At 36.2% G+C, this 11,568-nt stretch carries 10 protein-coding genes and 1 tRNA gene; 4 read left to right on the top strand and 7 right to left on the bottom strand.

All coding sequences use genetic code 11. The features are described 5' to 3' along the window. Positions 1-43: 43 nt before the first annotated feature. The 3 genes from PWP26_RS05660 to topA form a co-directional block, all read right to left on the bottom strand. Positions 44-343 (bottom strand): hypothetical protein, encoded by a 300-nt coding sequence (locus PWP26_RS05660; protein WP_287568589.1) that lies wholly within the window; start codon positions 341-343, stop codon positions 44-46. Between the two features lie 278 nt (positions 344-621). Then, positions 622-694 (bottom strand) — tRNA-Lys (locus PWP26_RS05655). 72 nt (positions 695-766) lie between these two features. Continuing rightward, entirely contained in the window at positions 767-2,425 is a 1,659-nt protein-coding gene (topA, locus tag PWP26_RS05650; RefSeq protein WP_051754588.1) for a type I DNA topoisomerase, read from the bottom strand. A 224-nt stretch (positions 2,426-2,649) separates the two neighbouring features. Here topA and PWP26_RS05645 point away from each other — a divergent pair, with 224 nt between their 5' ends. Next, positions 2,650-4,194 (top strand): AAA family ATPase, encoded by a 1,545-nt coding sequence (locus PWP26_RS05645; RefSeq protein WP_301399181.1) that lies wholly within the window; start codon positions 2,650-2,652, stop codon positions 4,192-4,194. Positions 4,195-4,235: 41 nt separating this feature from the next. Continuing rightward, on the top strand, positions 4,236-4,808 hold the full coding sequence (locus tag PWP26_RS05640) for a CDP-alcohol phosphatidyltransferase family protein (protein ID WP_051754587.1): 573 nt from the start codon (positions 4,236-4,238) through the stop codon (positions 4,806-4,808). Here PWP26_RS05640 and mtaB read toward each other — a convergent pair. From mtaB to PWP26_RS05620, 4 genes are all read right to left on the bottom strand, one after another. Beyond that, positions 4,784-6,127 (bottom strand): tRNA (N(6)-L-threonylcarbamoyladenosine(37)-C(2))-methylthiotransferase MtaB, encoded by a 1,344-nt coding sequence (mtaB, locus tag PWP26_RS05635; RefSeq protein ID WP_038060540.1) that lies wholly within the window; start codon positions 6,125-6,127, stop codon positions 4,784-4,786. The genes PWP26_RS05640 and mtaB overlap by 25 nt on opposite strands. A gap of 6 nt (positions 6,128-6,133) precedes the next feature. Beyond that, positions 6,134-6,880, bottom strand: coding sequence for a RimK family alpha-L-glutamate ligase (locus PWP26_RS05630; protein ID WP_301399178.1), 747 nt, complete (start codon positions 6,878-6,880; stop codon positions 6,134-6,136). Positions 6,881-6,974: 94 nt separating this feature from the next. Next, entirely contained in the window at positions 6,975-7,949 is a 975-nt protein-coding gene (locus tag PWP26_RS05625) for a radical SAM protein (RefSeq protein ID WP_287568591.1), read from the bottom strand. Next, positions 7,942-9,054 carry a 3-deoxy-7-phosphoheptulonate synthase gene (locus PWP26_RS05620; RefSeq protein WP_301399175.1) on the bottom strand — a complete coding sequence of 371 codons (1,113 nt, stop codon included), beginning with the start codon at positions 9,052-9,054 and terminating at the stop codon, positions 7,942-7,944. The genes PWP26_RS05625 and PWP26_RS05620 overlap by 8 nt, the downstream gene beginning before the upstream one ends. A gap of 166 nt (positions 9,055-9,220) precedes the next feature. Between PWP26_RS05620 and PWP26_RS05615 the strand changes: the two genes are divergently transcribed. Both PWP26_RS05615 and PWP26_RS05610 read left to right on the top strand, forming a co-directional pair. After that, positions 9,221-10,432: a glycosyltransferase family 4 protein gene (locus PWP26_RS05615; protein ID WP_301399173.1), complete on the top strand. Its 1,212-nt coding sequence runs from the start codon at positions 9,221-9,223 to the stop codon at positions 10,430-10,432. Between the two features lie 7 nt (positions 10,433-10,439). Beyond that, positions 10,440-11,567 carry a glycosyltransferase family 9 protein gene (locus PWP26_RS05610; protein WP_273010613.1) on the top strand — a complete coding sequence of 376 codons (1,128 nt, stop codon included), beginning with the start codon at positions 10,440-10,442 and terminating at the stop codon, positions 11,565-11,567. Position 11,568: the final 1 nt, after the last annotated feature.

Here is an 11,568-nt window from a genome sequence, read left to right as displayed (position 1 = left end):
TTTCCTGACGTAGTACTCAAAGTTTCTTCCTTTTTGATAGTTTTTATTCATGTACTCTAGAAGAAAATTTTAAATATCTTTCTTTCAATTCTTTTTCTAGTGCTGAAATGATAATCTGACTCATCGTTTCGTTTTTGTTTGCCTCAACGTAGTTTTTCAACTGCACGTATAGTTTGTGCGACATAAGAAGATAGAATCCAACCTTTGGCTCCTTTTTTACTTTCTTGCCTTTTGTGTGCGGTAAGCGTGTGGTACGTGTGACTCTTTCTACTTTTTCTTTAAGCCTCTCTTCCAAAAGCGTCAAAAGTTTGTCTAAAACCTCATCTTCTCTGCCTTTACTCATACCTTGCCCTCCTCAGTAATTTTTTAGGTTTTTCCTATAAATATATTAGACCTCAATCGTGCAAAGAATGATGAAATTTTGTCTTTAAAACAGTATATCTCTTTTTATTTCTACCACAGGAATCAAAAAATCACAAGCTAATAATTCTTTTGACTTTTACAAATATTCTGAACTAAGTCAATTTCTCTGATAGTCCTTGACTTTTTATGTATATAGATATAATAAGTCTATGTATGTGGTATGTGTGGTAGATGTGTGGTAGGTAGACTGAAAATCAATGGGCCGTGGAGGACTCGAACCTCCAACCTATGGATTAAGAGTCCATTGCTCTACCGTTTGAGCTAACGGCCCAGATGATATTTTTAAATTTACTCTTTTCTCTTTATTTTGTCAAGGCAGGTTTAAAAATAAAATTTATCCTCCCTATGTGGAAACCCTCGAAGGAAAACGACAGGTCTTTATCAGTTCATAGGCCTCTTTTACTACACTTTCATAAGTAGCTTCGCCCCTGGCAACAAGGTCAAGCTTTTCTTCCATCTCTGCGGTATATTTATAGTCCATAAAAACTTTAGCTCCTTCTAAAAGTAAGCGACATACCAATCTTCCTAATGGGGTGGGTTTAAGTGACTTTCCTTCTTTTTCTATGTAGTTCCTTTTAAACAACACATCCAGGATGGTTGCATAGGTAGAAGGCCTTCCAATCCCTAAGCTTTCAAGTTTTTTTACTAAGCTGTGGGGGGTATATCTTTCAGGAGGTTTGGTCTTATGTTCTCTTATTTCAAAAGAGAGCACCTTGAGCTGGTCTCCTTCTTTTAGCCCAAGAGGTAGGTCATAGTTCTCTGTTCCTTTTAAAACCTTTAAAAATCCTTCAAAAACCAAGGTCTTACGCTTGGTAACCAAAAACCATCCTTTAGGTAAAAGATCTTTTCCAAAAACATAGGTTAACTCCAAAAATTCCGCCTGACTCATTTGGCTTGCTAAGAAAAAGTTTTTAATCAACGTATAAAGGGCCTTTTCTTTTGAGGTTAAATTTTTGGGCTCTTGGAAAAGGTTGGTAGGTCTTATGCATTCGTGGGCACCTTGTTCAAACTTAGAGGCTTTAACTCTCCTTTCCTTTCCCAGATATTTTTCTCCGAAATTCGCAAGGATAAAATCCTTAGCAGCCTTTTTGGCTACAGGACTAACCCTTACCGAATCAGTCCGCATATAAGTGATCAATCCTTTTTCATAGAGAGCCTGAGCAAGTGCCATCGTCTCCTTGGGACTAAACCCTAAGGAACTTCCTGCTGCCTCTATAAGGGTGGTAGTTTTTAAAGGATAAGGAGGTTGTTTAAGAGCCTTTTTTTCGGTTATGTTGTCTAACGAAAGGGTTTTACCAGCTAAATAATGGTAAAAAAAATCCTCTAACTTTTTAGGGTCTTTGTCTTTATATAGCTCTTTTTTAAACCATAAATCGAGTTCGTAAACGTTGTTATTTTTATCTTTTACCTTAACCCTTAAGGAAAAACTGGTTTCAGGGACAAATTTTTCTATCTCTTCTTCACGTTCAACAATCAGCCTCAAAGCAGGACTTTGAACCCTTCCTGCTGAAAGAGGAAGGTTAAGGGCTTTAGAAAGTTTAGGAGAAATTAGATATCCTATGATACGGTCTAAGACCCTTCTTGATTGGTAAGCAAGGTAAAGCCCTTTATCAAGGTCTCTTACAGAATTTAAGGCCTGTTTTACCCCGAACTCAGTAATTTCTATAAGGTCTACCCGTTTAAAGATTAAGTTTTTGTTAACAGAGCTTAGGTATTCATAGAGGTGAAAACTTATGGCTTCTCCCTCTCGGTCTGGGTCGGTAGCTAAATAAACTTCTTCAACTTTAGAGACTAATTTTTTCAGGTCTGAAAGTATCTTTTTCTTTGAACTTATATAATAAAAAGAAGGGTGAAAGGTGTTTAAATCAACTCCTAAGGTTTTCGGAGGCAAGTCTTTAATATGACCAAAGGTGGCTTTAAAGATAAAGTCTTTTGAAGATAAAATCTTTTGTAAAGTTTTAACCTTGGTTGGAGATTCAACTATAAAAAGCTTTTTACCCATTACCGTGTTTTGCCTTAAATTTTTTAGTTAATTCCCTATGTACTACCGATCAAAACAATCTGATTCATCGATGAAAGAATTTTACAGGTAAATAACTTTCTTTTCAAATCTTAAGATCGGTAATATCAGGTATTTTTAAAATAGCACCATCTAAGTTTATGGCAACCGTTGGCTATTCTGAGTTTTATTTTTAGAATATAGAGGTTAAAATAAGGCTAAGGATTATGAAGGATATTGAGTTTAATCCACAGTTTAAAAAGGCCTGGGAACTTGTTGCCAACTCTCATCAAAATCTTTTAATAACCGGTCGTGCTGGGACTGGCAAGTCCACCTTTCTTAGGTATTTAATAAAAAAACTTCCTAAGTCTATGGTAGTCCTTGCTCCTACTGGGGTTGCGGCTCTTAACGTAAGGGGACAAACTATCCATTCGTTTTTTGGTTTTAGGCCAGACATAACCTTAGATAAGGTATATCGGCTTCAACCCAACGAAGATCTAAGAGAGGTTTATAAACACCTTAACACATTGATTATCGACGAAATTTCTATGGTAAGGGCAGACCTTTTTGATTGTATAGAGGCTTTTTTAAGAAGATGGGGCCCTTCCCCTAAGAAACCCTTTGGCGGAGTTCAGATGGTGCTTATCGGAGACCTGTACCAACTACCTCCGGTGGTTACCTCAAAAGAAAAAGAAATCTTTAACCATCTTTATGAAACACCTTATTTTTTCTCCTCTAAAGCCTTTAAAGAAACCCCTTTTGAGTTTATCGAGTTTGAGAAGGTCTATCGTCAAACTGACTTGACTTTTATCGAAATCTTAAACCAGATAAGAAACGGGATGTTAAAAGACGAAACTTTAGAAATACTTAATCAAAGGGTAATACCTAATTTTGAGCCTGAAGAAGACGAGGTATATGTCTATCTTACCACCACCAACGCTAAAGCAGAACAGATAAACCTTACCAGGTTAGAAAGACTTCCAGGCAAATCCTTTGAGTTTTGTGGCAAGATCCACGGTAAGATAGAAACAGAGGATTTACCAGCTCCGTTAGAATTAAAGATTAAAGAAGGTGCCCAGGTAATGCTTGTAGCCAACGACCCTCAAGGTAGATGGGTAAACGGAGACATAGGAAGGGTGGTATACATAGACCCTGAAGAGCAGTTAATAGAAGTAGATTTACAGCGAGGCTATCTTGTTGAGGTAACTCCTTTTAAATGGGATATATATGAACATTATTTTGATAAAACCTCTTCTAAAATAGAGGTAAGATCTGTAGGACATTTTGTCCAGTTTCCTTTAAAACTGGCCTGGGCGATAACCATCCATAAAAGTCAAGGTCTAACGTTTAAAAACCTCGTAATAGACTTAGAAAGAGGCACCTTTGCCCATGGACAGTTATATGTCGCTCTTTCTCGAGGGATTAGTCTTGATGGGATCGTGCTTACTAAACCTGTTAAAAAGAGCCATATAAAGTTAGACAAAAAGGTGGTAAAATTTTTAACAAACTTTCAATATATCAAGGCAAGCGAAAAACTTGGCTTAAACGAAAAAATTGAAGCCATTAGAAAGGCTATAGAACAAAACAGAGAAATAGAAATTGTTTATTTAAAAAGTTCAAACATAAAAACTTGCAGAAGGATTGTGCCTTTAGAAATGAAGGAGATGAGTTATCAAGGTAAAACCTTCCTTGGTCTAAGAGCTTTTTGTAAACTTCGAAGTGAGGAAAGGGTTTTTAACATAGAAAAGATCCTTGAAATTTCCGAAGTCTAAAAACTTTATTGTTTTTAAAAATACGGTATTATTTAAAATCTATGAACCTGATGCTAAAAGACATGCTAAAACTTCCCAATCTTTTAAGCCTTTATCGACTGATTCTTGCGATAGTTTTTCCGATTTTATGGACCAAAAATCTTCCGGTTTATGTGTTTTTGCTTCTTCTTCTGACAGGGGGACTTAGCGATGCTTTAGATGGATTTCTTGCCAGGACTTTTCACTGGGAAACCAAGCTGGGAAAGATCCTTGACCCTATAGCAGATAAAACGTTTATAAACGTGATGTTTTTCTTGCTTTATTATGATCGTCTTCTACCTTTTGATTTTTTTGTCATCGTTTTGATTAGAGACTTAGGTATTCTTCTTGGGGCTGTTTATCTTTATTTACGGTCTTCAAAAAGGATAGAGTTTCAACCAACCTACTTAGGAAAGGTTTCAACTGCCTTACAGATAGGGTTTATCTTTACCTATCTTTTCCATTTGCTGGTCCTTCGGTTAAACCCTACGTTTATTTTTGTGTTTGGCCAGCTGGTTATCTTTTTTACCTTAGCCTCTGGTTTTCATTACACCTTGCTTTTTATTAAGATTTATAAGACTTCACCTAATAAATAGTCTCCTTCTTTAGCTATAAACCTGACCTTTAATACTTTACCTTTGGCTAAACATAAACCTTGAGGTAACATGATTTTATGGGAGATGTAGTTTTCTGAAAGGGCTTGAGCCTCAGTTTCTTTGATGGTCTCAACCACCGCCCTTCTAATTTGGCCCACTTCTTGGGATAAAAAAACTTCCCTTTTTTGGCTCCCTAAGTTTTTTAAAAAGTTTACCCGAGATTTTATTATCTCAGGGGGGACCTTTGGGGTTATTTTTTCTGCTTGAGTGCCAGGCCTTGGAGAAAAAGGGAAAACATGGAGCCAGTTTAAAGGAGATTTTTCTATCACTTCTTTGGTTTTTTGAAAATCCCATTCATCCTCTGACGGAAATCCTACGATTACATCTGCTCCAAAGGTTGCCTGGGGATAAAGATTATAGAGTTTTTCTAAAACAGTTAAATAATCTTTAGCGGTATAGTGTCTGTTCATAAGGGCTAAGATTCTGTCAGAACCACTCTGTAGAGGGATATGAAAATGGGGGGCTAAAAAGGCACTGCTTTTAGCAAACTCTAAAAATTCAGGGGTTATTTCTGTTACTTCTAAAGAAGAGAGCCTTAAAATCAGGTCTTTTTTTTGTTTCTCAAAGAGTTTTTCTATTTCCCAAAGTAGGTCTGGTAGATTCTGTTTGGGCATCAGATCTTTTCCCCACTGCCCAAGATGGATCCCTGTAAGTACTATTTCTTCGTAGCCAGCAAGCAAAACTTTCTCGATTTCTGCTAAAACCTTTTCTAAAGGCAAACTCCGAGGCGTTCCTCTTGAATAAGGAACTATACAATAACTACAAAATTGGTCGCACCCATCCTGAATTTTGATAAAGGCCCTTGAGCGAGAAAAGTATCTTTCTATAAAAAGGGCCTCAACTTCTTTTTCTTTAGAAAGACCTTCGATAAAAACCTTTGGTTCAGAAAAGGTATAGCCTTTTAAAAAAGGAAGTTCTTCTAAAAAGATGTCAATTTTTAATTTTTCTTTCTGCCCTAAGAGAAGAAGATTTTTAATCTGAGCCTTTTCTCCCCAACCTTTAAGGTTATCCGGATAAGCCTGAGGGTAACAACCTGCAACGATGATTAAATCGGGGTTTAACTTATTCCATCTTTTAATAAGCTTCCTTCCCTCAGCTTCTGCTCTTGCGGTAACTATACAGGAATTAAGGATGAAAAAATCAGCTTCTTCCTCTTTTTCAGTCAGTATATACCCTTTTTTTGTGAGTTTTTCTACGATGTAAGCACTTTCTACTTGGTTTACCTTACATCCTAAGGTTTTGATAAAAAACTTTTTCATGATTTTTCATAAAACTTCTTCTAAAAATTTTTTGATAGCTTTTTTGAGTAAGGTCTCGTAGCGTTTTTCTCCTAAAGCTCGCCTTCCAAAGGTAAAATTAAATTCGTTTACCAGGGGTTTTTTGTCTTTAAAAAGAAAGTCTATGGCTACCAGATTAAATCTTGTTTTGGCTATAATTCTTTTGGTAAGTTCAACCACCCTTCTTTTTAACCCCCGTTGAGGAGGAGGGATTATGGTACCTTCTTGCACCAGGTTTTTCTTAAACCCTCCTGCCCTGAAGAAAACCAAAATGGTATCCCCAATAACCACACTTCTTGCGTCAAACTCCTCAGGTATGTATTCCTGGAAGACCACCCCATATCTACCAGACCTCTCCCAAGTCTTAAGCGTAGGTAAAAAGTTGTAAAAATCCTCTTTAGTTTTTAAGAGAAAAACCTCTGTCCCCTCGTCTCCCCAGTTGCCTTTAACCACCACAGGAAAGCTGAGTTTTATTCCCTTGCGATAAGGGTTTTCTTCTAATCCACAAAGCCTTGGCAATACCACACTCTCTGGATGAGGAAGTCTTAGGTTTTTACACATAAAAATTTGTCCGATTTTCCCAGGATATTGAAACCTTAAAGTATATTCAGGAAAAACAGGAACACCTGAATTTTTTACCAAAAAATAAAGGTCTGAAGTAACTGTAGGAGGGAAGATCACTGCCTTGGCTTTGGATAAAAGGTCAAAAAAATCCTTATCTAAAGGTTCGAACAAAAAATAGTTAACATCACCTTTAAAAGTAGGCAAAAAGGATATAATCATAAGGACTTTATTTTACCTCTATTTTTTAATTTTACTACTTTAGGGATTAAAAGACTAACTCAATCCTTGCTTTGGGACAGGTTGCACAAACCGGTGGTTTAGCTCGAGAAAGATGAGCCTCTCGAAACTCTTTATATTCCTGTTTATTCCATATAGCCTTAAGGGTTTCTTGATGGATGTTACCAAAATAGACGTTTGTTTTTTGTTTGACTGGAATTCCTGTAAACACGCATGGGGATACCATTCCAAGGGAGTTAATGAAAAGGCTTTTTATCGGGTTTTCGCTACATACCCTTCCTTGAGAACAAGGCGACGGTAGGTTGAAAATCATCTTTAAGCCCAAGGATTTAGCTTTTTCAGCCACTTTTTCAGCCCGCTTTTTAAGGAGGTTAAAATCCTCTTCAGTTTGAGGAGCAAGACATTCCTCCTCTAAATCTTTAGAGGGGACGAAATCAAGAAGGCTAACTATGATTTCTCTTATACCATATTCTGCCAAAAATTCAGGTAATCTTTCCAGTTCATACTCGTTTGATCTGAGAAGCATGTAAGCTATATGAATTTGAGGATTTTGCTGTTTTAACGTCTTAACAGAGTTTATGGTTTCTATAGCTTTCAAAACCTGATTAAGAGAAGTTCCTTTTCTTAAACGGTCGTTGGTTTCTATCCCTGCTAAAGAAAGGGCTAAAACGTCAACCTTAGAAAACACTATTTTTTCTGCAAGGTCTTCGTTTATTAAGGTGCCATTTGTGGTAAAACCTACTTTAACTCCCTGGGCTTTAGCCAGCCTTACCATCTCAAAAAACTCAGGATTAAGAAGGGGTTCCCCCCAGCCCTGTAGATAAACAAGTTTAGTTTTTTTAAAATAAGGAAGGAGTTTCTTAAAAGTAGCTAAACTTAAATTGGCCCCTAACCAGTCTTTTCGCCAGACGGTATGGGGACAATAAAAACATTGTGCATTACACAGACCTGAAACTTCTATCTGTATCCAGTCAAAAGAGGGTAAAAACCAGGTATTAAACACCTTTTTGATTAACGAGTTTCTTTAATTCCAAGTAAGTTTCTCTGACTTTGTATACATACTCAAGATAAAGAGGAAGCTCATCTAATGGCAAGGCCTGAGGCCCATCACATAAAGCCTTTTCTGGGCAGGGATGAAACTCTACCAGGATGGCATTAGCTCCGGCAATTACCCCCTGTGCAGTTATATGATAGATATCTCTTATACCGTCTGGGGCTTTTATCCTGGAACCTATAGGATGAGATGGGTCTATGCATACAGGCAATCTGGTAAGTCTTTTGACTACAGGAACATGGGCAAAATCTACCAGGTTTCTATGCGGGTCTCCTAAATGAGTTCTAACCCCTCTTAGACAAAAGATGATGTTGGTATTTCCTTCTGAGGCTATGTATTCTGCGGCATTCAGGCTTTCCTCTAAAGAAAGTCCATATCCTCTTTTGTAAAGCACAGGAAAATCTAACTGTCTACCTACAGCTTTTAACAATTCAAAGTTTTGGGCGTTTCTTGTCCCTATTTGTAGGATAACCCCACAAGGATGGCCTGTTAGGTCCAGGGCTTCTCTGATTTCATCTATATGATGAGGAGAGAGCACCTCCATCACTATTACTTTAATCCCATATTTTCCTGCTAAGTCAAACAGCCAGGGAAGACATTCTTTTCCTAATCCCTGAAAATCATAAGGCGAGGTTCTTGGTTTATAAGCACCCATTCGGGCACAACACACCCCGTTTTCTTTTAAAGCTTTAAAAATAGCTTCAGCATTTTCATAAGTATCTACAGCACAAAGCCCTGCAAAGATATGGAAGGAATCCTGGCTAAAATTTAAGTCCTTATAGGTGAACCCAAAGTCAGTAAGAACCCCATGTCTTCCTATCAATCTATATTTAGCAGTAACTTTTATGGCTTTTTCAACCCCTGGTAAGCTTTCTATATCTTCCTGAGACACCATATAGTCTTCTCCTATCAGGTGTACTTCAAGTAGCGTACGGGTAACCCCTTTGTTTTCTATCACCTTGATCTGTAAGTGAGGAAATCGTTCGAGATATTTTAATAGGGAATGAAACTCAGGGCTTTCTTGAGTAACATGAGGTTCCATAATGATGATCATGATAAACCCTCCTTGAAGTCTTTGATTAAACTTTTTTAAATTTTAGTTAATACCTATTTAAAAAAATTGCAACCCCTGTTTTTTACTGTTTCAGAGGCTTTTAAAAAACTTTTTTCAAGCTATATTTAATTTTGAGTTTGAATAAAAACTAACGAGTTGAAAGGAAATGAGCCATAAAATTCTAATCCTTGATACAGGAAAAGAATGGGGCGGAGGGACTATTTCCTTAATCGAACTTTTAAAACGAATAGACAAGAAAAAATATAATTTTACTGCTTTGTTTTATCACAACTATAACAAAGGGGTTGAATCTAACGTTCAAAAAGAGCTTGAAAAGTTAGGGGTAAAGTTTATTTTGTTGCCACAACAACCTAAATCGTTTAAAGTCAAATTTATAAAGGAATTTTTGAGAGTTCTTCTGTTTTTCAATAAAAAATTAAGAAAATATGCAATTTTTTGGGTAGACTATTTCTTTCGCATAAAACCTAACGCCAAAATTATCGCAAAACTTGTAAAAGATTTAAAGATAGACTTGATATACATGAACAATCAGCCTGCAACCAATCTTGAAGGAATCTTAGCTGCAAAAATGACAAATATTCCTGCTGTGCTTCATTGTAGAACAATACCTAAATTGAATAAATTTTTAAGCAAACAAACTAACCTCTGGGTAGAAAAAATAATCTGTGTTTCAGATGGAGTAAGGGATTTTTTGGTAGAAAATGGTATTTTCTCAGAAAAATGTGTGGTGGTTTACAATGGAATAGATATCCATTTAAACCCTTCTATGCCTCCTAACGAAATAAGAAAAAATTTAGGCATTTCTGAAAAAGATGTCGTTATAGGCACAGTTGGAACTTTATGTAAAAGAAAAAGAGTAGATGATTTTATTGAGGTAATGTTTTTGTTAAAAAAGCAAATCAAAGAACCTTTTAAAGCAGTTATAGTAGGAGATGGCCCAGAAAAGGAAGAGTTGATAAAATTGGTTAGAGAGAGAAATTTAGAAAAAGAGATTATTTTTGCTGGTTTTCAGTCTGACCCTATTTCGTATATTAACGCCTTTGATGTGTTTGTGTTGACATCAGAAAGGGAGGGATTCCCTCGTGTTATTTTAGAATCTATGCTTATGGGGAAACCGGTTGTGGCCTCAAAGATACCTGGAGTTCTTAGTTTGGTGGTAGATGGAGAGACAGGTTTTCTTGTTCCCCCTAAAAATCCTCAAGGATTTACAGAAAAAATTTCGCTGTTGATAAAGGATCCTCAGTTGAGAAAAAAACTAGGAGAACAGGGAAGAAAAAGGGTTTTGGAGAATTTTTCTCTTGAAAAATATGTAGAGGGAGTAGAAAAAGTTTTCGCAGAAGTTTTAGGAAAAAAGTAAAATTGATATGCTTTACCTATTGTTAAGTTACCTTTTTTATCCTTTAATCCAGTTGGTTATCAGTTTAAAGAATAGAAACAAAGGGTTCAAGAACATTTTAGTCATTCAGGCTGCAAAAATAGGGGATTTTATTTGTACTACGCATGTGTTTAGAGAGATAAAAAAAGCCTATCCTGAGTCTCGTTTAACTGTAATGGTTAATCCTATGGTAAAAGAACTTGCAGAAAATAATCCTTACATCGATGAAGTTGTTTTTTTTTCACCCAAGGACTATAAAGGGTTTTTAGGTAAGATCAAACTTGCCAATTATATAAAAAAAGGAGGATATGATTTAGGTATAGCACTTAATCCAAACCTACCTTTTACCATAGGTCTTTTATGGGGGTTGGTTCCTACAAGGATTTCTATATTGCCTAATTTTTGCGGGTTAACCTTTCGCCTTGCCTCTAAATTTTATACCTATTTAGAACCGCATGTTTCAGGTCAGCTGGTGGTTGAAACCTATTTAAAACTTTTAGGAAAGATAGGAATCCAAAGCAACAACCTTTCTAAAGAAGTTTATAAAACTTCAGATGCAGACAAAAAAGTAACAGAAGTCTTACAAGGTATAACCAAACCACTTGTTGGAATATCAGTTAGTAGTGGAAATAAACTTAAGGAGTTAGAAAACGAAAAAATCGCAGAAGTTATAAATAAAATTTTACAAGAAAAAGATTGTTATATCGTTCTGATCGGATCCTCTCAAGATAAACTTAAGGCACAAGAGGTATTAAAACTGGTTAAAAATAAAGAAAAAGTTTTAGATTTGACAGGAAGATTTAGTTTAGGAGAACTACCAGCCCTACTTGAAAGACTTTCTGTCTTTATAGGAGTTGATACAGGAATAACCTACATGGCAGATGCTTTAAAAATTCCTATTGTTTACATCCCGGGACCCATAGACATCTCTGAGCAACATCCTACAGAGAGTAGAATATTTTGGGTTAGGGAAAACCTCAGTTGCGCACCTTGTAGTTTTGTTTTTAAAACCGTTAGCTTTTGTAAAAACAACATAAGAACCTGTGTTAAATTGATAGACCCCGAAAAAATCGTAGCCGGAGTTAAAAAATTTTTAGAAACTTCTAAAGAAAATTGAA

This window comes from Thermodesulfobacterium sp., from assembly GCF_030445475.1.
Classification (GTDB): domain Bacteria; phylum Desulfobacterota; class Thermodesulfobacteria; order Thermodesulfobacteriales; family Thermodesulfobacteriaceae; genus Thermodesulfobacterium; species Thermodesulfobacterium commune.
This window is presented reverse-complemented; position numbering and strand designations above follow the sequence as displayed.